The sequence below is a fragment of the Aquimarina litoralis genome (genome assembly GCF_019295435.1).
Lineage (GTDB): Bacteria > Bacteroidota > Bacteroidia > Flavobacteriales > Flavobacteriaceae > Aquimarina > Aquimarina litoralis_A.
The window spans coordinates 54,572-76,993 of the sequence record NZ_WEKL01000024.1 but is presented as its reverse complement, the minus strand read 5'-3'; the positions used below and the strand labels follow the sequence as shown (position 1 = coordinate 76,993).

Below are 22,422 nucleotides of genomic sequence, written 5' to 3'. Positions count from 1 at the left end.
GATTGTGAGGGATCAATGTTTGTAGAAACGTAATTGTAAAAAATATCGCTATGATACGATGTAAAAATGGGTGTCGGGTGTTCGATGCTCTATTTTTGCTTACGGTTGTTCGTGGTTCAACTATCAACGTAGTAAATATTTTTCTAAGTGCTATTTTGGTATTCTTCATCAGTTTATGATTTGATGTTGTACTTTTTTTGTTTTATAATGACAGGGGTATCAGGTTTCAGGTATCCGAATTCCGTTGTCCGAAGTCGGGTGGTGATCCAAAGCAAAGCTTTTACTTCTGACTTTGGTTTTTTGCCTTTTAACATCTGACATTAGCCCTCTGACTTCTCACATCTAATTCTTATGATCCTTACTTAAAAGCTATCTCTAATTCGTTTTTAAATATTTTGGTAGGCACTTTAAATTTTACTTCTCCTGTATAAAATCCAAGGTCTTCAATACTAAGTGTCATGAACTCCTGATTTGTTACTATCGCTTCTTTGGGGTATACTAATAAAATGGTAGTTGCTCCGCTCATACCGTACATTCTAGGGTATATATAATCCGACATTGCTATGGTATCCTTCTTAGAAGTATAGAAATGTACTTTCTGTTCCATCCCAAAGGCTAGTTGATTTACCATCGCTCCAAACTGTTGTTTGTTTCCAGCTATATTGCTTAGCAATTCTTTATTGTTTTTAGCCATTGATAAGTTGAAATAAAGATGTTCTCCGTATTTATTTCTTAGGCTATCAATCTTTTTAGCAGTGGTCTGGCCACTTAATTCCTGATCCACTAGTACATCTGTGGGTTTATACACCAATGAAAAATCAACTCCATTAACTGTTTTGGTATGGATGTATTCATTTTCTGGATTATTAACATACTCCCACAATTCTTCTTTATTATCGAAGGTTTTGGTAGTGCAGGAGGTGAGGAGCAGAGCTCCTAGTAGAATGTATAGCGTTTGTTTCATATTGTTATTTTTTTGAGTTGGGTGTTTGGTAACCGTTGTCAGGTATTGGGTATCAGGTATCGGGTATCAGGTGTCGGTTATCTGGTATCGGGTATCAGGAGTCTGATGTATCGTGATTGATATTTGTGTTTGTGAAAACAAATTAGTCTTCTGACTTCCATCACCTAACTTCTATCTTCTAACTTCTTACATCCAACCTTACTACTTCCCTTCAAATTCAGCGTTTAGTTCTTCCAGTACTTTGTCTGTTAGATCAGCACCTTCTTCTCCGTACATAATGGTTCCATTTCCAGTGGCACCAAAAATGACCTTGTGTCCATTCTTTTTTCCATACTCTTTTACAAAGTCATTGATATCATTGATAACTGTTTGTGTTACTTTTTTATCTTCTTCTTGTAATTGTTTTTGAACAGCTTGTTGGTAATTGTTAATCTGCTGTTGCTTATTTCCTAATAACTGCTGTTTTAGCTCTAGTTCTTTTTCACTTAAACTACTGCGTTCTTTTTCATATGTTTTGAGTTCTTTTTGCCAATCTGCTAATAAGCTATCTACATTAGACTTCATTGTTTTTGCTTTCTCATCAAATTCCGCTTTTACAATTTTGGTTCTTTTATAACCATCTAATAGTTTATTTACATCTACATATACTAAGTCTGATGAAGATTGTAGGTAAAAGAAAGATGCTGCTGCAATTGCAAGTGCTATAATGGCGATGGGTAGTGCTAATTTGTTCATTTGTTTTGTATTTGCTTTGACTGACTGTTGTCAGGTGTTGGTAGACTAAATTTTACTTTTCTTGTTTTATTATTGTTTGTTGATTAGAGCTTCTATTTTTGCTAATCGTTTTTCCAATTCTTTATTTTTACTATCTAAGTTTTGAAGTTTAGAGTCAGCAGCATGAAGTTTGTTTTTTGCTTCTTTCAATTCTTTCTCTTGTGCAATCGTATATAAGGTGAGCTCTTCGATTTTTTCTAGTAACTGAAGATTCATTTGTTTGAGTTCGATACCGTTCTTTTCCATTTCTGCTGCTGAAGGAATATTCGGTAAATGTCCTTGATCATTGATATAGGCTTCTACATCTTCAATCGATTTTAAGTCATAGTCTTCTAAGAAAACATAATCTGGGGCTACTGCGCCGTTAAGATCTACTTTTACTTCTTGAGTATGGATATCTCCTTTTACGGTAAGTTTTGCATCTGGATTGGTGGTTCCAATGCCTACGTTACCATTTTGATGTATTCCTAATGAACCATATGCCGTTTTTAATAAAAGTCCATAATAACCCGCTAATTGCACAGATGCTTTATCCGTATTGTTAGAAAGATTCATAAAGCTTCCTCTACCTATACCATACCATGGACTCTCGTTGGTTACATCAGTTATACTAGCAAGTGAAAACTTATCAGCTCTTACGCCATTTCCTACTACATGTAATTTTGCAGCAGGATTGGTAATTCCTATTCCTACATTCCCATTCTGGATATAGTGATTTCCGGAAGCTGTTATTTCAAGCCTTTCATTAGAATTACTATTACTGGAAAAAGGTGGAACCGTGAAATCCGGAATATCAATACCTGTTGGGGATTCAATGATTTGGATCTGATTATCTTCAGAAACTATAGCTGCTTTATTTCGTAGATAAGTGATTTTGGCTTTATATTTCGTATAATATTTTACATCAACATAAATTGGTATTACCTGATTTATATATCCTCCTCTAGATGTTGTTAAATCCGTGATAGGACCTAAAGAAACTTTTGCATTTCTTCTTAGTCCACGAGCTTCTACTAAGTAGATATTAGGATTTGTATTTTGAGCTCCTTCTTCATAACCAATTTGAATAATGTATTTTTCATACCCAGATGAAAATGAAGTTTGAAATAATTCTACAATCATATAACTTCCTCTTTGCCAATGATGAGAATTGAAACCTACTTTAGCTATTTCATATCTACGAGCTTGGGTTCCGTTTGCGGAGAATTCATTGGTTACTGTGGTTTGAATTCCATTTTGATTGATTGTATTTTGAGAAGTTACCTGTTGTATACTAATCAATAGCAGCAATAAAATTATTTTTTTCATTTATAAAGTCCTTAATTACTTGTGTTTTCCCTTTTTTGTTTTTTTGTTATATAGTATAGTGTCAATACATCGATAAATGTTACTATGGAAATTTGATTTTTTTTAAGAATATTTTCGATACATCGAATAGATAGCTTTAGCAGTGCTTATTAAGTCTTAGTTTCTTATTTTTTCAGGAGCAGAGCTTCCAGTTTTTCTAGACGGGTTTCTAGCTCGCTGTTTTTGTTTTTCTGCTTTTGTAGTTCCTTTTCCTGTGCAATCGTATATAAAGTGAGCTCTTCGATTTTTTCTAATAATTGAAGATTCATTTGTTTGAGTTCGATACCATTCTTTTCCATTTCTGCTGCTGAAGGTATATTCGGTAAATGTCCTTGATCATTGATATAGGCTTCTACATCTTCAATCGATTTTAAGTCATAGTCTTCTAAGAATACATAATCTGGTGCTACTGCTCCGTTAAGATCTACTTTTACTTCTTGGGTATGGATATCTCCTTTCACCGTAAGTTTTGCATCTGGATTGGTGGTTCCTATTCCTAGGTTTCCATTATTTGATAAGCGCATATATTCTGTAAGTTGATGTTGGCCATCAGAATCATGATTGTTATGATTTCTATATAACCATCTAAACCCGTAGTTAGAACCTTCAAAAACACCTTTAGAAGTATATCTATTCGGCCCTTTATAGTTATCTTTTGGATCCTCATTGTTTCTAGTTGCATTAAAACCGATATATCCTGCCCATTTGTTAGAACTTCCTCCCCAATTTGGTTCGTTAGTCCAATCTAGTGCTAATACGCCCCATTTTCCAACTCTAGTTTGACCTTCAACTTGTAATTTTGCAGCAGGATTATCTATACCAATTCCTACATTTCCATCTTGATTTATGGTCATATCATTTACATGATCATTGACTCTAAATATCATACTATTTGTAGCATGAACATATTGCATTCCGCCTACATAGTTGTCTTCGGTGTCGGAGAATCCATAATATCCGGTTTTGTTATTTGGAGATAGTAGATTGATCATTGCATTATCATTATCCTCGATGGTTAAATCCGAAAAGTCATGCGTTATACCACCAGAGTTTCCATTAAAAACATGAAGTCTTGAACCAGGATTGTTGAATCCAACACCAACGTTACCATCTTTGTTTTCCATTAAGATAGATCTCCATTGTGTCCATTGATTTTCGGTACTATTCCATTGTCTTAATTTCAATTCTCCGAAAGGGTAACTAGTAGAGATCAATTCAAAATTTCTACAACAAGCACTTCCACTTATGGTTAATTTCGTACCATATGGATATTGCCAATTTAAACTAGAATTATTGCTTCCAGGACCCGTTTGATAATAAACTCCTCCTGCTATATTGGACGATGGCTCTTGCTCTGGGTATTGTTGTTGTGCAATACTTAAAGTTGAAATGAATATTAGTAATAGTACTATACGATCTTTCATGTTTCACTTTTATTTTTTGTTACATAGTTAAGTGTCAGGAATCCTATAATTGTTACCACAGAAATTTGATTTTTTTTAAATGTTCTCGAGGTCGGGTGTGAGGAGTGAGGTTTCCGAGGACTGAGGCTCTCGAAGTCCGGTTAAGTGAGAAGTCAGGAGTTAGGTTTTAGGTTTTAGGTATGAGGTGTCAGATGTTGGATGTTCGAGGACTGAGGCTCTCGAAGTCCAGTTAAGTAAGGAGTCAGGAGTTAGTTGTGAGGTGTGAGGTGTGAGGTGTGAGGTGTGAGGTGTGAAGTGTCTGAGGGCTGAGGCTCTCGAAGTCCGGTTAAGTAAGGAGTCAGGGGTTGGATGTTCGAGGACTGAGGTGTCACATTGAGCTTGTCGAAATGCTCTCGAAGTCCGGTTAAGTTGAATGTGAGGTGTGAGGTGTGAGGTGTCCGAGGACTGAGGCTCTCGAAGTCCAGTTAAGTAAGGAGTTAGGTGTGAGGTGTCCGAGGACTGAGGTGTCACATTGACCCGATAGCTATCAGGAGTCGAAATGTTCTCGAAGTCCGGTTAAGTATGAAGTCAGATGTCCGCTGTAATAGATTAATTTAATCTTTGTAATAATACAGTACACTGCAAATAACTCTTTCCTGTTCTGAAGTTTTTCTTTTTCTCGAAATTAGAGTGAATAATATTTCCAAAACTATAGGTTTGTTCTAAGGCATATATTACTTTTATTAAAGATGTATATTCTCCTTGTAATGTAAAATTATATGTAGTACTGGTTTTTTGAGATCCTTCATCCTTATAAACATGTGGTTCTTCAAAAGCGATAATGGTAAAATTAGAAGTGCTTGATAAGGTATTTAAGGTTTTCAATAGATTATTCTGTAACGAATTTCCTTCTACATTGTTCTTTTTCAGAATTTCATCAAGTTGTTTTTCTTTATTAGAAAGCGCAGCTAATTGAGTAGGAGCAGACTCATAAGCATCTTTTTGTTTTTCTAATGTACTTACCTGATGGTTAACTGTTATAGTTTTAGAAATACTATATCTATAGGCAATAAATGTTACCAATAGCAAACCTATAATTAATATTATATTTTTATTCTTTTGTGTCATTTACTAGCTTAATTTCAATTTCAAAAACAGCAGTTTCTCCCTTTTGTATACCGTAAGACAAAATGGTCACGTTTTCAACAAAATCTAAATCTTCAATATTATGAATCCAATTTGTAAAACTAGTCTTGTCTAAAGAATCACCAGTAACTACTATTACATTTTCTTGTATGGTAATTGGTTTATCGTCTCTTATCGTTTTAAGAATAGGCTGATAGTTTAGCGATTTTAATAATACAGATAGTGGTTGAGATTTTATGATTTGATCTGCATAAAAGGAACTTTTAGAGAACCCCGTAGCTAGGATACTTTTTACAATACCTTCTTTAGTATTTACAATACCTTGTTGTTTTTTGATACTTTCTTTTTGTGTTGTATATACTTGCTCTTCAGCTTGTAATTCCTGTAGTTTTTTATAATTACTATTAAATATGAAAAAGTTAATTAACAAGGCAAACAATAAAAAACCAATTCCATATTGTAAGGTCTTTTTAAAAAATTGYGACTCTTTATATTCTTTAAGTAGCTCAATATTCTTTTCTAACAAATTCCCTGAAATACTTGTCAGACCAGTAACCGTATACAAAATCAAGGAAAATGGTAATACATGAGTACTCGGTATTTCTATAGAATCAATACTGTACTTTTCCGTTCGTTCTTCACTCGAAGTTACAGAAGATAATTCTTCATTATTACTATGTAAAGAGGCAGAATAGGTAAGAAGTTCTGCTTCTTTAATCAAAGGAATAAATGCTGATGCTTTTAGATTTCCAAGATCAACGGCAGTAATAGATATCTTAGCTTTGCTAAACAAAGAAATAATATCATCTACATATTTTTTTCTACAGATARAAATAAAAGATTTTTCTGAAGTTTTTAGAATTTGAAAATAAAAATCAGCAACATCTAGGTTTGGATATGCTTCAGAAACTATTTCCTGATCCGTACCTTGAACAGCAATTTCTTTAGTTAATACTTGATTATCCGTAATTACTAAGTGTGCAGAAGCGCTGGAATAATCCTGAAGATCTTTAGAGTCATCGACTATAAAATTTCGAGCAATATCTAACTCGCCCTTTTTCTTTACTACTTCTACACCAATAATTACCGTATTATTTCCATGCTCTGAATACTCAAAAGCATACAAAGGCTTCTTTATAGGGTTATATGATATCTTTAACGTGCTCATTAATAAAACACTGTAGGTTTGATGATTACATTCAATTTTTTCTTCGAGTCTTCTCTTCTTCGCTTGCTAAATAACCACTTTATAATTGGAATTCTAGATAATATGGGTGTTCCAGAACCGGAATCATTTTTTACTTTTTCTTCGATACCTCCTAAAATAGCAACATCATTAGCTTGCATTCTCATAATAGAAGAAAACCTTCTACTATTAATATCTGGCGGAGCATCTTCTGCAATTCGTTCTCCACTAAAATTAGATTGGATCACCTGAATATCTAGTGTGATTTGCCCATCTCCGGATACGAATGGTTTAAATTCTAAAGCCAATTCTGCATCTATAGGTTGATAGTTTACAATTTCAGAAGTTTGTGGGTTTTGAGATCCAAAAATATTTTGACTAGTTACGGCATAATAAGTAGTTTGACCACTTGATAAATATGCTTTATGGCCATTCAGTGTACTTAGTTTTGGAGTGGATAAAATTTTGACATTTCCATTAGATTCCATTGCCTTAATATCCATATAAAAATTTGGAACTACATTACCCAAATTTAGAGATCCGAAACCATCAAAGCCACCAATAATTCTGTTTATAGTTTGAGCGCCGAGTGTAATATTTGTACTCGGAAATGTCGCGCCTTCTGTAGTAGTTGGTTCCTTACCAATTCCGAATTTTATTCCAGTTTCTACAGTGGCACTTCTGCTTACTTCAAGAATCATTACTTCGATAAGAAYTAATGGAACCGGTTTGTCTATATATTTTACAAAGTTTTTAAATTTTTCTACTCTGGTACCAGATCCACTGACTATAAAGCTATTTAATTCTGTATCTATTTTTATATCCAAACCTTCGGTAACTGAAGCAGGGAAAATATCTGAAATAGAGCCAGCTTGCGTACTATTGCCGCCAGCTCCTGTATTTCGGGAAATACTAGAATTTAGATTTCCTTGATTCCTATTATTTAGTCGGTTTTGATTTAAATTAGAATTTGCTCCTTGATTACCGAAAAAATTTGTTCCTCCAGTTACAAAATTATTATTACCAAAACTGTTTCCTCCAAAACCACCAGCTGGATTGGCATCTCCTAACATAGCAATAGATCGATGCATCATTTGAACCATTTCAATCTTTTTGATTGTTAGTTGATTCTCTGTACCAAAATAGTATACATTACCTTCTTTTTTGAAGGTAAAATTATTAGAACTTGATACGGCGCCATTATTTTGAAAACCTCCTTGCGAGTTGGAATTGTTAGTTCTATTATTTTGATTGTTAGTTCGGTTATTAACAGTGCTGTTTTGAGCAGTACTTGCAGAATTACTTTCAAAAATTTTAACCAATAAATCATCAAAACTAATAGCTTCGGCCTTTACGGTAACATTGCCCGCATTTTCTAAGGGAGAAGCAGTGAAAATATTTAAATTAAGATCTTCGGATACATTATTAATAAGTTGCGCAACGGAAGCATTTTTTAAATCTACAGATAGTACATTATGTAATGTATCTACAATTTTATAATTGGAATTTCTTCTATTTCTTCTTCGACTAGAGATATTACCACCTGAACCATCATTTGCACCAGGAATACTCTCAAACTCATAAAAACCATCTTTCGTTTTATTGAAAATCAAATCATTGGTTTCCGCAAGTTTTTGCAGTGCTATATCAATAGGTACATTACTAATGAATAAGGTGATATTTTTGTTGTTTAATTCTGGAGTAAAAAGCAAATTCTTGCCAGAAGCTTCTGTTATTGTTCTAAAAACTTTAGGAAGCGGATCGTTTCTTAGATCTGTAGATAAAGTTCCTGCGACCAGGTCATAGTTGATGATCGGTTCTTTTTCAGGAACTGTTGGTGCTGGTGGATTATATTTTTTTAAGGATAGAATATTACCAGTAAACTCAATATCTAATTGATATTCTTTTACTAGAAATAATAGTAAATCCTGAACATTCACATTATTAAACCCATTTACGATAGAAATAGAGTTAAGTTCATTCGATAGATTAATATTAATATTATGTGCTTGAGAAACCGCGCGCACAAAATTAGGAAGTGATGTATTGGAAACATTCACATTCACTTTTTCTGCTAAACCAGGAACTTCTACACTTAGCAGTTGAAGTTTGTTTTCTAAAGTTGAAATTCTTGTATTATCCTGTGATTGATTTTGAAAAGTATCTTGTGCATAGGACAGTATTCCAAAACTAAAAATGAGATATATTAAAAATATATTTTTTTTCATGAATCTTAGTTATTAGCCAATAATGCATATACTTCTTCAACAGAAGTTACACCTTCCCTTACTAGGCGTATTGCATTACTTTGTAGTGTATCTATATTTTGGGTGGCAATGTAGTCATCGATCTGGAGTTCATTATGACGTATTGCAGTTTCTAATTCTTTTGTAATGGGCAGTAGTTCATATATTGCTTTTCTCCCCAGATATCCTGTTTGATAACAATGGTTACATCCCATAGGAACATAATGATTCTCTAGACCTTCAGGAATATCAAATCCTAAAGGAAAATCCTTTTTCTCTGATTTTTTTTCTTTCTTACAGTGAACACATAGTTTTCGTACTAATCGCTGTGCGATACTCATCGTTAGTGTACTTGCTAGTAGAAAAGAAGGGACTTTCATATCAATAAGTCTCGAAATGGTTGCCCATGCAGAGTTGGTATGGATTGTAGATAAAACTAAATGTCCAGTCAGCGCAGCTTTTATCGCCATATTAGCAGTTTTATCATCTCTAATTTCTCCTACCATTATAATATCTGGATCCTGACGTAAAAAAGCACGAAGCGCAGCTGGAAAATCAAATTCAATATCTTCTCGTAACTGTACTTGGTTGATTCCTTCTAAAGTATATTCAATAGGATCTTCAATAGTCAGTATGTTAGAAACCTCTTTATTCAGTTCTTTTAAAGTACCATATAGAGTGGTTGTTTTACCAGAACCTGTAGGACCAGAGATTAATATAATACCTTGTGGTTTTTTAGTAGCTTCTCTATATAACTCTAATTCTTTATCTGTAAAGCCAAGATCTTCTAATTGTATATCTTGCGTATCTCTACTTAATAGACGTAATACAATTTTTTCTCCATGCAATGTTGGCATGGTAGATACCCTGATATCAAATTCTTCAGCACCATTCTTGAAAGTAATTCGGCCATCTTGAGCCAGTCTTTTTTGAGAAATATCAAGTCCGGATTGAATCTTGATCTGGTTTACTAATTGAGGATACTCCTTATTACTTATCGTATATTGCTCCTTTAGCTTTCCATCTAATCGTAATCGAACTCTACAAAACTTTTCATAAGGCTCCATATGAATATCACTACTTCCAAAATCTTTTGCTGTAGATATTAGCTTTTGCAAAAAATTATCTTCATAATGTAATTTTTGATTAGAAGAAGTAGTTTTTCGATAGTTTAAAGAAAGGTAAGATTGTATATTTTCTGTTGTTTCTGGAATCAGAACAATTTGTTGATTCAAAATAATGGCGAGTTCTTTTGCTAACTCGTTAATATTGTTAGAATCAGTTTTGAATTGTACGGTATCCTTTTCTTTTAGGAAAGGAATAATTCTATAGTGAAACGCTTGATTTGGTGTAATCAATTGTTTTAGATGAACGGGTATTTCGAAAGAATCTATTTTCATTATATCATATATAAATTAATAGTTCCTGTGATCCAATTTCCTATTAAAATTAGCCCTAAGAATAATGACATATATCCTGCTAATGGAATAGAATTATAGTTAGATTTCCTTTTGGTAATTAACCAAATTACCAATGAAAATAATGTAGCAAATACAAACAGCACAATAAAGCTAATCGTAGGGAATGCGATGGCTAATACTATAAAAAATAGTGCATCTCCTAAACCAAATACTTCTTTAAAAAATGAACGCTTCATGATAAATTTAGCATACATAAACAATATGAGTATTATAGCTGTTATAAAACCGGTGTTAATTAAAACAGCATTTTGGAAATGAATTGGAAGTACATTGGTATAATGTAAAAAACCTAAAAGTATCAAAAGGCTTGGGAATAGAAAMCAATAGACCTCTCGATCTTTAACATCTTGTACAATAATATATGCTAGATTTAATATGATAAGTCCTTTGAGAAGTAACATTAATCTTTTGTTATTTGTTTTGGATTACCATTCTGATCGATTTCCCATACATTAAATATTCCATCACCGTCAAAATCTACTACGGCAGTAGCTCTAGCCTTAAAGTTAGAAATGGATGCTTCGATCATTTCATAGCTGTAATTGGCAGTGCCTCCATTTTTTACAGTTACCGGAGATTCATAGTTGATCTCATTAAAATCATTTGAATATTTTGAATTTAGATATCTGTATTGCGTTTGCATATTGCTAATAGTCTTAAGCTGTATTTTTGCTTCTTGCGCTTTGGTTTGAGCGATAAGAGGCAAGAAATTTGGTAAAGCTATAAGTAATAATATCCCTATTATAGCTAAAACCAGTAGCATTTCCTGTAAGTTAAATGCGTTAACTTTATAGATCTTTTTTTTCATTTGTATAGCGTTTTCAGGGCTTTTATTTAAGGTCTGCAAAAATATACTTTTTTGACATACTTAGTGATCTGATATTCATTATATTGATAAAATGTAAAAACATCTGTTTACCTATATAGTGTCTTAAAGAAGGAATTTGTTACCACCTAATTCGAAGAAAAATATTTTTTTTAACAGTTGTTGTTTATATCGAAAGGTAGAATGATCAAATTTTATACTGTAAGTATTCTTTATATTTGTCGACTTTAGAACGAAACTAAACTTATGGAAATTATTGATTATCTTTTGGGTAGAGGAGGGTTTGCGATTCTCGCATTGATTGTAGTGGTTATTCTTTTATATAATAAAATAAAAGCTCGTAGGCAGTTTGGAGTATCTACTAAAAAGAAGAATAAATAATTTTTAGTCTCCGTTTATTTGGTCTTAGGTTAATCTCTAGACTTTACTTTGTTCTATTATACTAGTTATTGTTATTTTCGGTGATTTCTTCAAAAAAACTGAATACAGAACCTCCATATTTACGGGAGTTTCTAAACATTGGTACATCTTCTAATGAAGTGTATTTGGAATGTTCTATAATTAAAACACCTTCTTCATTTAACAATTTATTCTCAAACACTAATAAGGCAATTCGGGCAAACTGTTCTTTGGTAAAATCATAGGGAGGATCAGCGAAAACAATATCAGATTTTCTTTTTACTTTTTCTAAATAGCTATATACATCGCTTTTTATGGTATCAATCGAGAAATCAAGTTCTTTTGCTACACTTTTAATATAACCTACACAACCATAATGTGCATCTACTGCGGTAATACTTTCGGTACCACGAGAAGCAAATTCATAACTTATATTTCCAGTTCCAGCAAAAAGATCTAAGAGCGTTATTTTGGAAAAAGTGTAATGATGATTTAAGATGTTAAATAACCCTTCTTTGGCCATATCAGTTGTTGGTCTTACAGGTAATTTTTTGGGAGCTTGTAATCGCTTTCCTTTATGTTTTCCAGAGATAATTCGCATATTAAAAATGACTTAATAACAAATAATGTTCGTGTTCGTGAATAGGAGCTAGGGGTTCTAAAATATTAATTACAGTATTTCTACTCCCAAAATCAACATGTCTAATGTATTTATAAGCTATCTCATAGCAGTTGCTGGTTTCGGATACAGTTCCTAAGAAAATAAGCTCAAATTCTTCTGGGTTTAATCGAAGTTGTTCCGCTGCAAACATCACATAATACAAGAAGTCTTCTTCAGTCTCATAAGGGTACGAGTTGCTGAGCAGTAGTTTTCCTTTTGAAGTAATCACTAAATCGAATGATTTAGAATTCATATGGGCAAAAACTTTAGTAGCCTCTGTGTTTTTTTCTTTCGCTAAAAGAGTATCTATTAAAATAGTTGTGGCATGTTTATAGGTGAAAGAACCGAAAGTTTCAAAAAAGAAATTATTAATATTAGTGTAAGGAATATACACTACAATAATATCGTGTTGATCTAACTCATCATGTGCGATAAAATCGTTTTCTAAAACTTTGATATTATATTTCAAATAGTCTTTTAGCGAATCTTTATCGAATAAGGCTTTAGGAACACATGAATACAGATCATTCTGGTAAATAACTTCAATTTTTTCAAAATCATTTTTGAAATTGGGATCATGATCAAAAATATATTTAATCTTATCCAACACCTGTTCTGGTGATAAATTGATTCCAAAATTATCTTGTTCGAGGGCAATGATTTGCTTTTCAGAATTTGAGATACAAAAAGAAAGTCCATTCAAGCTAACCTGAATGGACAATGTATGTTTTGTATTACCAGAAGTATTACTCTTCTGTTGTTCCAGCGTTTGAGTCATAAATTTTTGGCCAGTTTCCTTTAGTATTTACCTCCTGCATAGAACCAACTGATAAGAAGGGTCCATTAACTTCTTCTACAGAAACAATTTGTTTCTCTTGAAATAGTAAATCTCTATCAAGATCGTGTAATAAGATATCCTTAGCAACTCTCGCTTCAAAAACGCTCACTCGAATACCGTTTTTGTCTATAAAACCAGCATCTAGTTCAAATTTTGCATCTTTACCTTCTACAGGTACAGTCATCATTGTTTTATAACGATCACTACCTTTAAATAAAGAATCTTTTACAGAAGCATACCCAAGGGTGTCAACCACAACAGTATCTTTTGGCTCATCGATTTGCAATATTTTGTTGAATCTTACAAAGCTAGAATCTCTACGCTGTGTAAGTGTAAATTTAGCAGTATCTATAAAAGCAATTAATTTAGTTGGATCTTTTTCAAATCTACCAACTACGGTTTTATGGGCTAATTCTGCTTGTCGGATATCTCTTAAGTTTTCAATGGCTTTTGCGTAACGCGCTTCTTTAACTTTATTGAACCTTACAGGACCCATTACAGAATTAAATACCAGGTATCCTAAAACTCCGATAACTACCCATAGAACTAATTGAAGAACAATTTTCATTTTATAATTTAGCTTTTAGACATTAGTGTATACGCAAATCTACAATTTTTTTTTAATCGTAAAAGTTTATAGCCAAAAAATCATTGCTATCTTTGATTTATTAACAGATTATACATTTAAGGAACAAGAATTTTTCATGAGGGAAATAGAGTTTTATCAGTTGTTAAAGGATGATTTTCCCTTTGAACCTACTCTAAAACAGGATGTTGTACTTCAAAAGCTTTCAACTTTTATTTTATCTAGTAAAAAGGATGATCTTTTTTTACTAAAAGGATATGCTGGAACTGGAAAAACAACTTTGATAGGTACTTTGGTCAAAAACCTCTGGAAAGCAAAGTTGAACTCAGTTTTATTGGCTCCAACGGGTCGTGCTGCTAAAGTAATAAGTAATTATTCAGGTAGACAAGCACAAACCATTCATAGAAATATATATTACCCTAAGAAAACAAATAGCGGTGGTCTTGCTTTTCAACTAAAACAAAATAAAAAAAGAAATACCATTTTTATTGTTGATGAAGCTTCTATGATTCCGGATACTCCAAGCGATAGTAAACTATTTGAAAACGGTTCATTATTGGATGATTTAATGATGTTTGTATATTCAGGTCATAACTGTAAAATATTGTTTATTGGAGATACCGCCCAATTACCTCCAGTAAAATTAGAAGTCAGTCCGGCATTGGATCCTGACAATTTATCTATGGGATTTAATAAAGAAGTAACTCAAATTGAATTAGATGAGGTAGTTAGACAGGCAGAAGATAGTGGAGTACTTATGAATGCTACTACGCTGAGAGAATTATTGAATGATGGATTTTATGATTCTTTTCAGTTTGATGTTCAAGGCTATCCAGATATCATAAGATTAATTGATGGCCATGAAATTATGGATGCTTTAAATGATTMTTATGCGAGTTCTGGTCACGAAGAATCTGTCATTATTTTAAGGTCTAATAAGAGAGCAAACATTTATAATCAACAAATCAGATCAAGAATTCTTTTTCAGGAAGAAGAATTATCTTCTGGGGATTATTTGATGGTAGTAAAGAACAATTATTTTTGGTTAGACAATAAAAGTGAAGCAGGTTTTATAGCGAATGGAGATATTATTAAAATTCTGGAAATTTATGCTATTAAAGAATTGTATGGTTTTCGTTTTGCTGAAGTGAAAATTATGATGGTTGATTATCCGGACCAGAAACCTTTAGAAACAGTTCTTATTTTAGATACGTTGATATCCGAGAGTCCTTCTTTATCATATGAGGATTCTAATAAGTTGTATCAAGAAGTTATGAAAGATTTTGAAGGAGAGAAATCTAAGTACAAGAAATTTCTAGGAGTAAAAAACAATAAGTTTTTTAATGGTTTGCAGGTGAAATTTTCTTATGCTATTACCTGTCATAAGTCGCAAGGAGGACAGTGGGATACTGTTTTTATAGAACAACCTTATCTTCCAGATGGAATTAATAAGGACTATTTACGTTGGTTGTATACTGCAGTAACTCGTGCAAAGGAAAAGTTATATCTTATCGGATTTAAAGATGACTTTTTCACTGATAATTACTAAAATTTATATGTAAATGCCAGAAACTTTTTTAAGTATATGTTTAGGAGTTGGACTTGCTGCTTCTGTAGGGTTTAGAGTTTTTTTACCTTTATTAGCGGTCAGTATTGCAGGGTATTATGGTATTATTCCTTTAAATTCTGATTGGGAGTGGGTAGGGAGTAATACTGCTTTAATCGTTTTATCTATAGCTACAGTAGCCGAGATATTAGCTTATTATATCCCTTGGTTCGATAATTTATTGGATACTATAGCGATTCCACTTGCTGCAATTGCTGGAACTGCCGTAATGGTTTCAACCATGGCTAATTTAAGTCCAGTAGTTACTTGGGCTCTTGCAATTATTGCTGGTGGAGGAACAGCGGCAACTGTAAAAAGTACGATGGGAGCCTCTCGATTAACATCTTCGGCGACAACAGGAGGACTTGCAAATCCCGTTATTGCCACGGTAGAAACCGGAACCGCTACCGTTATGTCGATATTATCGGTATTTCTTCCATTGGTAGCTATTATTGTAGTAATACTGTTATTTTTTGGTTTAAGAAAAGTTTATAAAAAACTATTCAGACGCTCTTCTTGAAAATCGATTTAAAAAAGTTATTTTTGACCTGCAAAAGCAAGCAATTTTGAACAAAACGGAACTGAAAACCATCGCAATGATCCCTGCGAGATATGCTGCATCCCGATTTCCGGGAAAATTAATGCAGGATCTTGAAGGGAAATCGGTTATACTTAGAACATACGAAGCAGCAGTAAGTACATCTTTATTTAGTGAAGTATATGTGGTTACTGACAGTGAAATTATATTTGATGAAATTACAGCTCATGGTGGTAAAGCTATTATGAGCAAAAAAGAACATGATTGCGGTAGCGATAGAATTGCTGAAGCGGTTGAAAATATGGATATTGATATCGTAGTGAATGTTCAAGGAGATGAGCCTTTTACAGAAAGGGAAAGTCTTGAAAAAGTATTAGCTGTTTTTCAAGGAGATGATGCTGATAATATAGATTTGGCAAGTCTCATGACTCCTATGACAGATTGGGATGATATTGTAAACCCAAATAGTGTAAAGGTAATTGTAGATGAGAATGATTATGCCTTATATTTTTCTCGTGCTCCTATACCTTATCCAAGAGACAAAAAGATCAGTCATACCTATTTTAAACATAAAGGGATCTATGCATTTAGAAAGCAAGCAATTCTGGATTTTTATCACCTACCGATGAGAACTCTAGAAGCTTCTGAAAAAATTGAATGCATAAGGTATTTAGAATATGGTAAGAATATAAAAATGATAGAGACACACCATGAAGGTGTGGAAATAGATACCCCGGAAGATTTAGAAAAAGCAAGAAATTTAATTAATAAACAAAATCTTTTGAACATTACATCTACGGTTACTCCTAAGTTAACGGAATCTTTCCATAAGAATTTTCCTATGGTACCAAGAGTGGTTTTTGGTAAAGGATCCTTTAATCAGTTAGGACAAATCCTCTCTACAGAAAGAAAAAACGGAGCTCCATTTATTTATCTTATAGATGATGTTTTTGAACATAATAAAGCATTTATTGAAGATAGAATTGAATTATCAGGAATAGATAAAATCATATATGTTTCTACTAAAGAAGAACCTAAAACTTCTCAAGTAGATCAGCTGGTAACAACATTAAAACAAGAATTTAGTTTTACTCCAAGCGGAATCATTGGTATTGGAGGAGGATCTATTATGGACCTTGCCAAAGCTGTTGCTATAATGATGAATAATTCTGGTAGTGCAACTGAATATCAGGGATGGGATCTCGTTAGTAATAAAGCGGTGTACCACGTTGGTGTACCTACAATTTCTGGAACTGGTGCAGAGGTGTCAAGAACAACAGTATTGACAGGTCCTGAGAAAAAATTAGGTATAAATTCTGATTTCACTCCATTTGATCAGGTGATTTTAGATCCTGAATTAATAAAAGACGTTCCTAAAAATCAGTGGTTTTATACAGGAATGGATTGTTATATTCATTGTATTGAATCCTTGAAAGGAACTTATCTTAATGCATTTAGCCAGAGCTATGGTGAGAAGGCATATGATCTTTGTAAAGAAATATTTTTAGAAAATAATTTAGATAAAGAAGAAGCTGACGCCAAGTTAATGATGGCTTCCTGGCATGGTGGAATGAGTATTGCTTATTCTCAAGTTGGTATTGCACATGCAATGAGTTATGGTCTTGCTTACGTATTAGGTACAAAGCATGGTATTGGTAATTGTATTGTTTTTGACAAATTAGGAGAATACTATCCTGAAGGTGTTGCTATTTTTAAGCAAATGAAGGAATTGCATGATATTGATATACCTGAAGGAATATGTGCAGACATTTCTGAAGAGCAATTAAATACGATGGTATCTGTAGCCCTTGGTTTAGTTCCTTTGTGGGAAAATGCTTTAGGTAAAAACTGGAAAGAACAAATTAATGAGGATAAGTTGAAAGAAATTTATCGTTCCTTATAAAATCGGTTGCTAATATTCATAATTCTATGAGAAAGCTTTCTTCGTTTATATTTCATAAAATTATGGGTTGGGAGATGATCGGTGATTTTGATGGTGATAATATCAAAAAATGTATCATCATTGTAGTACCTCATACAAGCTGGCATGATTTTTATATCGGTCTTTTGGTAAGACAATTAGGTGGAGTAAAGATTAGCTTCATGGGAAAAAAGGAACTCTTTAAATGGCCATTTGGATGGTATTTTAGAAAGGTTGGAGGAATCGCACTAGATAGAACTTCTGGTCAGAATAAAGTAGAGGCAATTGCTAAAGAATTTGAAAAGCGAGATGAACTTCGAATTACATTAGCACCAGAAGGAACTAGGAAAAAAGTAAGTACTTGGAAGACTGGATTTTATTATATAGCCAAAACTGCTAATATTCCTATTATAATGGTTGCTTTTGATTTTGGAAAGAAACGTGTTGTCATTTCTAAAGCTTTTTACCCAACTGATGATCTAGATAAAGACTTACAGCATATGTATAGCTTTTTTAAGGGAATCAAAGGAAAAGTACCTGCTTATAGCTTCGAACCTGAGGATTAAAACTTTCGAGTGCTCTCTTTTTTTATGGTTTCTTTTTTAGGTTTTTCTTTTTTTTCTTCTTCTAAAGCACTAGCTCCAAAAAGTAATTCTGTACTAGAAAAGGTTGTTCCAAAAGTTTTGGCAGCTAAATATACTTGAGAGATTGCACTTTCAACCTGTTCAGTAGTTAATTCTTTTAAAGGATGTACATAAGCAGACCAAAGAATCCCATTAGAAATAGCATATTTTACATCTAATGCCGAATGAAAATTTGCGGTCATAGAATCTAATAATAAATCTTTATCGAGATTACTAGATTCTGTGATGGGTGCAATAATCCTCATTCTATTGTTCTTTTCATCTGTAACACAAAGCATAGGAGTTTCTTTATAGAGAAATTGCCAGTTTCCGACAATACCATTTATGGTATCCGCTTTTTGAGTAATAATCTCTCCTAAAGTCTCATTATTCATTTGTTGGGCAGTTGTGCTAATGCTTAATGATAGAAAAAATAAAAAAATCCAATGTTTCATAGTGCTTGCTGTTTTGTGTTTGGTCGAAAAGACTATTTAAACATAACAAAAAAGACCGCCATTTATAGGCAGTCTTTTCATAAAGTATTGTTATTCTTTTATCTATTCTTCTGAAGATGACTCTTGCATGGTATGATAAACATTCTGTACGTCATCATCTTCTTCTATTTTTTCTAATAGCTTTTCTACGTCTGCGACTTGTTCTGGAGTTAATTGTTTTGTAACCTGTGGGATACGTTCAAAACCAGAGGATAAGATTTCAATTTCTCGACTTTCTAGTTCTTTTTGAATAGTTCCGAAACTTCCAAATGGAGCATAAATTAGGATTCCATCTTCATCCTGAAACACTTCTTCGGCCCCAAAATCAATAAATTCAAGTTCTAATTCTTCTGGATCCAAGCCTTCTCCATTAATTCTAAAGTTACAAGTATGGTCAAACATAAATTCCACAGAACCTGATGTTCCTAAATTTCCATCACATTTGTTAAAATAAGATCTGATGTTAGCAACAGTTCTGTTATTGTTATCCGTAGCTGTTTCTACTAAAATAGCAATTCCATGTGGAGCATATCCTTCAAACAAAACTTCTTTATAATCGCCTTGACTTTTATCGGAAGCTCTTTTGATAGCACGTTCGATATTGTCTTTAGGCATGTTTACAGACTTAGCATTCTGTATAACCGCTCTTAAACGTGAGTTAGAATCGGGATCTGGTCCTCCTTCTTTCACAGCCATTACAATGTCTTTACCAATTCTTGTAAACGCCTTAGCCATTGCCGACCAACGTTTCATTTTACGTGCCTTTCTGAACTCAAAAGCTCTTCCCATAATCTAAATTTAAAATCTAAATACAAACATAAGTAGAAACCAAAAGTTTCACAAGTGCATCTGTACTTCTATAACATATTTTATTCTTCCTCAACAATTCCATCAATAGCCTTAGCTAACTGAAAGTCTTTTTCTGTAATACCGTCAGCATCATGAGTGGATAAGGAGATATTAACAACGTTATATACATTGGACCAATCTGGATGATGATTTAGAGCTTCAGCTTCGAATGCAATTCTAGACATTGCAGAAAAAGCATCTTTAAAATTTTCAAATTCAAAAGAAGTATGAAGCGCATTGTCTTCATATTCCCATCCATCCATGGTTTTAAGGCGATCTATAATTTCAGTTTCTGAAAGTTTCATTTGGTATAATTGTTTTATTGAATAATAAATTTTTGACTAAAACTTTTATTAGCGTTTTCGGCCTTCAATATATACATTCCTTGATTTAATTTGGACACATTAATACTATTTTTCATGCTAGTTTCAATTAATTTTTTTCCAATCATAGAAGATATAGTGACTGTGTAATCTGTAGTGTTTATATGCTCAGGAAGTCTAATTCTGATGGTGTTTTTAGCAGGATTAGGATATAGCACTAGTTGATTGGTGTCTATATTAGGAGTGTTAACAGATAATGAATTATCAGATTCTGAAACAAACTTTGATAATAACCTAATATATGCTATTTGATATCCACAACTATTTTCTGATATCGACCATGAATTTAAGGGCCAGTTATTATTAAAATCTAAATAAGATTTTTGATCAGGTTGTCCTAACGGAGGAGATACTGAAATAGAATTACATAGTGCATCGTTTGCTGCACTTCCGCAACTACTATTGCAGCATTGATCTTTGTCATAACTTGGATTAGGTCCTCCAGGAACAAAACCTGGTGCAGGTCCATATAATGAAACATTGGTTTCATCCCAATCTGTTCCATCTTGAAACCAGGTGTGATATATTTGATTAGCACAGCGATCACCACCATATGAATACATATTGGTTAAATAAACCATATTTAATGGGTTTACACCATGTAAATAATGGATATAGTTTTCTGCAGCTTTTTCTGCATCATCTTCTCTAGCATTATTGAGTTCGTACTGTTTGATACTATAAAAAGTCAGGCCCTTTTTTGCTTTTGTATTGTTACTTCCCCATGTATATGTATCTAAATGAGCCATATATGGATCTACCTTATTATCGAAAGACATAAAGTTGATAGCATTTGAATTCATAGAACTATTATAGGTGTCAACAATATTGTCTACTACATTTGTAGAAACTCCAGGAATTGTAGTGTAGTAGAGTAAAGTTTCTTGCTCTCTTGCTTCAAAAGGGAAGACAAAATTCCAAGCAATCATGTGGGTTTCTGTATAGTTATTTTCAAAAAATGTCTTGTAACTTTCTTGATTGGTAGTTTCATATAAGTGCGCAGCGGCTCTTAGTCTATACATAGCTCTTCCGTAATCATCTACTTCTTGTTGTCCTGCACCAATTCCTTGTGATCCGTTGGCAGCATCATTATTTCGCCAAACTACATTGGGATTTGCGGTGGCCCAATTCCACGCATTTATGGAAGCTTGTTCAAGAGTATTTGCATATGTAGTCATTCCTAATGATGCAAATATTTTAGCTCCATATGCAAATGTACTCGCAGAATTCCAAGTACTACTTGTATTTACTGCACCATAAAGACTTTGTCCTGTGGCTGAAGAAGGAGGACTTGCATGGCTCTCAGAAACAACTGAAATCATACTTCCATTACTGTTTTGTAGTTTTAGTAAATGGTCCATTCCCCATTTCGCCTCATCTACTATGTCAGGAATTCCGTTTCCAGATTCTGGTATGTTGTAGTTATCTTTCCAAACATCGGGATATTCTTCGTAAGCTAATAACATTTCATAAATGTAATTCGAAGTCCAATTAGTATACTTATTATAGTCACCAGCATCATACCAACCACCGCTTACATCTTTTTCTGTTGAAGCATCGTTCGGAGCATCATAGCTTCTACATTCAGTATCCTGAAGAGTTCCCATATGGCTGGCGCCATCTGTCCAATTGGGTTCTGCATAAGGAGTCTCTTTTGCAAATCCTACTCGTTGATAGTAGAAAGTTCTTACCGCTTGTTTTAAGATCTCATTATAGATATCTTCACGTATTTCAAATTCAAAAGAACGAAGGTTATTCGCTATATCTAAAACATAATATGTTCCCGAAGTGGTGTAGTTACTAAAATCAAACCACCAGATTTTATCTCCTGATGAGGTGTCTTCAGCACCAGCATTCCAAGCTATAGCGGTTCCTGTAAATACTTGTTGATCATTAGATGCATTTACTAATGCATAATTATTTCCTGGAGTAAAAGATTCACTAGCATCAAAACCTGTTTGAGGGTCTCTGATAACCGCGATTTTATCAGAACTGGGTCTGTAACCAAATTGGTCAATTACAATAAAGTCAGATAATGATTGCGCCCAAATTTCATTTATGCATATAAAACACCATATGCATACTAGTAGCTTTTTCATAATTAAGTAGATTTGTTAAGTTTAATTCTTTGGTTATAGCAATTTCTTAATA

Annotated in this window: 22 protein-coding genes and 1 pseudogene; 6 read left to right on the top strand and 17 right to left on the bottom strand. The window is 33.2% G+C overall.

Annotation, left to right across the window (positions count from 1 at the left end):
* Nucleotides 1-358: 358 nt before the first annotated feature.
* The 10 genes from GBO31_RS14030 to GBO31_RS13985 form a co-directional block, all read right to left on the bottom strand.
* Nucleotides 359-964, bottom strand: a complete 606-nt coding sequence (locus GBO31_RS14030; protein WP_219008984.1) for a hypothetical protein — start codon at nt 962-964, stop codon at nt 359-361.
* A 201-nt stretch (nt 965-1,165) separates the two neighbouring features.
* Nucleotides 1,166-1,699: an OmpH family outer membrane protein gene (locus GBO31_RS14025; protein WP_219008983.1), complete on the bottom strand. Its 534-nt coding sequence runs from the start codon at nt 1,697-1,699 to the stop codon at nt 1,166-1,168.
* Between the two features lie 69 nt (nt 1,700-1,768).
* Nucleotides 1,769-3,046: a tail fiber protein gene (locus GBO31_RS14020; RefSeq protein WP_219008982.1), complete on the bottom strand. Its 1,278-nt coding sequence runs from the start codon at nt 3,044-3,046 to the stop codon at nt 1,769-1,771.
* A 164-nt stretch (nt 3,047-3,210) separates the two neighbouring features.
* Nucleotides 3,211-4,509, bottom strand: coding sequence for a tail fiber protein (locus tag GBO31_RS27035; protein WP_246615876.1), 1,299 nt, complete (start codon nt 4,507-4,509; stop codon nt 3,211-3,213).
* A gap of 588 nt (nt 4,510-5,097) precedes the next feature.
* Complete coding sequence (locus GBO31_RS14010) at nt 5,098-5,616, bottom strand: hypothetical protein (protein WP_219008981.1); 519 nt, start codon at nt 5,614-5,616, stop codon at nt 5,098-5,100.
* On the bottom strand, nt 5,600-6,802 hold the full coding sequence (locus GBO31_RS14005) for a hypothetical protein (protein ID WP_219008980.1): 1,203 nt from the start codon (nt 6,800-6,802) through the stop codon (nt 5,600-5,602). The genes GBO31_RS14010 and GBO31_RS14005 overlap by 17 nt, the downstream gene beginning before the upstream one ends.
* A complete protein-coding gene (locus GBO31_RS14000) occupies nt 6,802-9,048 on the bottom strand; it encodes a type II secretion system protein GspD (protein WP_219008979.1) in 2,247 nt (748 codons plus the stop codon). The genes GBO31_RS14005 and GBO31_RS14000 overlap by 1 nt, the downstream gene beginning before the upstream one ends.
* A 5-nt stretch (nt 9,049-9,053) precedes the next feature.
* Nucleotides 9,054-10,466, bottom strand: a complete 1,413-nt coding sequence (locus GBO31_RS13995) for a GspE/PulE family protein (protein ID WP_219008978.1) — start codon at nt 10,464-10,466, stop codon at nt 9,054-9,056.
* Entirely contained in the window at nt 10,466-10,948 is a 483-nt protein-coding gene (locus tag GBO31_RS13990) for a prepilin peptidase (RefSeq protein WP_219008977.1), read from the bottom strand. The genes GBO31_RS13995 and GBO31_RS13990 overlap by 1 nt, the downstream gene beginning before the upstream one ends.
* Nucleotides 10,948-11,355: a prepilin-type N-terminal cleavage/methylation domain-containing protein gene (locus tag GBO31_RS13985; protein ID WP_219008976.1), complete on the bottom strand. Its 408-nt coding sequence runs from the start codon at nt 11,353-11,355 to the stop codon at nt 10,948-10,950. Before GBO31_RS13985 ends, GBO31_RS13990 begins: the two co-directional genes overlap by 1 nt.
* Before the next feature lie 264 nt (nt 11,356-11,619).
* On the opposite strand from GBO31_RS13985, the gene GBO31_RS27225 reads away from it, so the two are divergent.
* On the top strand, nt 11,620-11,754 hold the full coding sequence (locus tag GBO31_RS27225; RefSeq protein WP_281422468.1) for a hypothetical protein: 135 nt from the start codon (nt 11,620-11,622) through the stop codon (nt 11,752-11,754).
* Between the two features lie 61 nt (nt 11,755-11,815).
* On the opposite strand, the gene GBO31_RS13980 is transcribed toward GBO31_RS27225, so the two are convergent.
* From GBO31_RS13980 to GBO31_RS13970, 3 genes are read right to left on the bottom strand one after another with little or no spacing between them, the layout of a single operon-like run.
* Entirely contained in the window at nt 11,816-12,373 is a 558-nt protein-coding gene (locus GBO31_RS13980) for an RsmD family RNA methyltransferase (RefSeq protein WP_219008975.1), read from the bottom strand.
* 1 nt (nt 12,374) lies between these two features.
* Nucleotides 12,375-13,211 carry a DUF3822 family protein gene (locus tag GBO31_RS13975; protein WP_219008974.1) on the bottom strand — a complete coding sequence of 279 codons (837 nt, stop codon included), beginning with the start codon at nt 13,209-13,211 and terminating at the stop codon, nt 12,375-12,377.
* Entirely contained in the window at nt 13,180-13,839 is a 660-nt protein-coding gene (locus tag GBO31_RS13970) for a hypothetical protein (RefSeq protein ID WP_219008973.1), read from the bottom strand. The genes GBO31_RS13975 and GBO31_RS13970 overlap by 32 nt, the downstream gene beginning before the upstream one ends.
* 136 nt (nt 13,840-13,975) lie before the next feature.
* Between GBO31_RS13970 and GBO31_RS13965 the strand changes: the two genes are divergently transcribed.
* The 5 genes and pseudogenes from GBO31_RS13965 to GBO31_RS13950 all read left to right on the top strand — a co-directional run bounded on the left by GBO31_RS13965 (nt 13,976) and on the right by GBO31_RS13950 (nt 18,488).
* Nucleotides 13,976-15,406 carry an ATP-dependent DNA helicase gene (locus GBO31_RS13965; protein WP_219008972.1) on the top strand — a complete coding sequence of 477 codons (1,431 nt, stop codon included), beginning with the start codon at nt 13,976-13,978 and terminating at the stop codon, nt 15,404-15,406.
* Between the two features lie 13 nt (nt 15,407-15,419).
* Entirely contained in the window at nt 15,420-15,983 is a 564-nt protein-coding gene (locus tag GBO31_RS13960) for a DUF4126 domain-containing protein (protein ID WP_219008971.1), read from the top strand.
* 76 nt (nt 15,984-16,059) lie between these two features.
* Nucleotides 16,060-16,764: pseudogene (gene kdsB, locus GBO31_RS27405) on the top strand (3-deoxy-manno-octulosonate cytidylyltransferase); the annotation flags it as partial.
* Nucleotides 16,765-16,842: 78 nt separating this feature from the next.
* Nucleotides 16,843-17,904 (top strand): iron-containing alcohol dehydrogenase family protein, encoded by a 1,062-nt coding sequence (locus tag GBO31_RS27400; protein ID WP_246615877.1) that lies wholly within the window; start codon nt 16,843-16,845, stop codon nt 17,902-17,904.
* A gap of 26 nt (nt 17,905-17,930) precedes the next feature.
* Nucleotides 17,931-18,488, top strand: coding sequence for a 1-acyl-sn-glycerol-3-phosphate acyltransferase (locus tag GBO31_RS13950; protein ID WP_219008970.1), 558 nt, complete (start codon nt 17,931-17,933; stop codon nt 18,486-18,488).
* Here GBO31_RS13950 and GBO31_RS13945 read toward each other — a convergent pair.
* From GBO31_RS13945 to GBO31_RS13930, 4 genes are all read right to left on the bottom strand, one after another.
* Complete coding sequence (locus tag GBO31_RS13945) at nt 18,485-19,000, bottom strand: hypothetical protein (protein ID WP_246615875.1); 516 nt, start codon at nt 18,998-19,000, stop codon at nt 18,485-18,487. The genes GBO31_RS13950 and GBO31_RS13945 overlap by 4 nt on opposite strands.
* A gap of 102 nt (nt 19,001-19,102) precedes the next feature.
* Entirely contained in the window at nt 19,103-19,828 is a 726-nt protein-coding gene (locus GBO31_RS13940) for a YebC/PmpR family DNA-binding transcriptional regulator (protein WP_219008969.1), read from the bottom strand.
* Nucleotides 19,829-19,908: 80 nt separating this feature from the next.
* The gene (locus GBO31_RS13935) at nt 19,909-20,193 is read right to left on the bottom strand and encodes a 4a-hydroxytetrahydrobiopterin dehydratase (protein ID WP_219008968.1); all 285 of its coding nucleotides are present in this window, start codon (nt 20,191-20,193) and stop codon (nt 19,909-19,911) included.
* 14 nt (nt 20,194-20,207) lie between these two features.
* A complete protein-coding gene (locus GBO31_RS13930; RefSeq protein ID WP_219008967.1) occupies nt 20,208-22,370 on the bottom strand; it encodes a glycoside hydrolase family 9 protein in 2,163 nt (720 codons plus the stop codon).
* Nucleotides 22,371-22,422 lie beyond the last annotated feature (52 nt).

Coding starts and splice junctions, on each gene's coding strand:
- GBO31_RS14030 (WP_219008984.1), bottom strand. CDS start 964: ATGAAACAAACGCTATACATTCTACTAGGAGCTCTGCTCCTCACCTCC.
- GBO31_RS14025 (WP_219008983.1), bottom strand. CDS start 1,699: ATGAACAAATTAGCACTACCCATCGCCATTATAGCACTTGCAATTGCA.
- GBO31_RS14020 (WP_219008982.1), bottom strand. CDS start 3,046: ATGAAAAAAATAATTTTATTGCTGCTATTGATTAGTATACAACAGGTA.
- GBO31_RS27035 (WP_246615876.1), bottom strand. CDS start 4,509: ATGAAAGATCGTATAGTACTATTACTAATATTCATTTCAACTTTAAGT.
- GBO31_RS14010 (WP_219008981.1), bottom strand. CDS start 5,616: ATGACACAAAAGAATAAAAATATAATATTAATTATAGGTTTGCTATTG.
- GBO31_RS13995 (WP_219008978.1), bottom strand. CDS start 10,466: ATGAAAATAGATTCTTTCGAAATACCCGTTCATCTAAAACAATTGATT.
- GBO31_RS13985 (WP_219008976.1), bottom strand. CDS start 11,355: ATGAAAAAAAAGATCTATAAAGTTAACGCATTTAACTTACAGGAAATG.
- GBO31_RS27225 (WP_281422468.1), top strand. CDS start 11,620: ATGGAAATTATTGATTATCTTTTGGGTAGAGGAGGGTTTGCGATTCTC.
- GBO31_RS13980 (WP_219008975.1), bottom strand. CDS start 12,373: ATGCGAATTATCTCTGGAAAACATAAAGGAAAGCGATTACAAGCTCCC.
- GBO31_RS13975 (WP_219008974.1), bottom strand. CDS start 13,211: ATGACTCAAACGCTGGAACAACAGAAGAGTAATACTTCTGGTAATACA.
- GBO31_RS13970 (WP_219008973.1), bottom strand. CDS start 13,839: ATGAAAATTGTTCTTCAATTAGTTCTATGGGTAGTTATCGGAGTTTTA.
- GBO31_RS13960 (WP_219008971.1), top strand. CDS start 15,420: ATGCCAGAAACTTTTTTAAGTATATGTTTAGGAGTTGGACTTGCTGCT.
- GBO31_RS27400 (WP_246615877.1), top strand. CDS start 16,843: ATGGTACCAAGAGTGGTTTTTGGTAAAGGATCCTTTAATCAGTTAGGA.
- GBO31_RS13950 (WP_219008970.1), top strand. CDS start 17,931: ATGAGAAAGCTTTCTTCGTTTATATTTCATAAAATTATGGGTTGGGAG.
- GBO31_RS13945 (WP_246615875.1), bottom strand. CDS start 19,000: ATGAAACATTGGATTTTTTTATTTTTTCTATCATTAAGCATTAGCACA.
- GBO31_RS13940 (WP_219008969.1), bottom strand. CDS start 19,828: ATGGGAAGAGCTTTTGAGTTCAGAAAGGCACGTAAAATGAAACGTTGG.
- GBO31_RS13935 (WP_219008968.1), bottom strand. CDS start 20,193: ATGAAACTTTCAGAAACTGAAATTATAGATCGCCTTAAAACCATGGAT.
- GBO31_RS13930 (WP_219008967.1), bottom strand. CDS start 22,370: ATGAAAAAGCTACTAGTATGCATATGGTGTTTTATATGCATAAATGAA.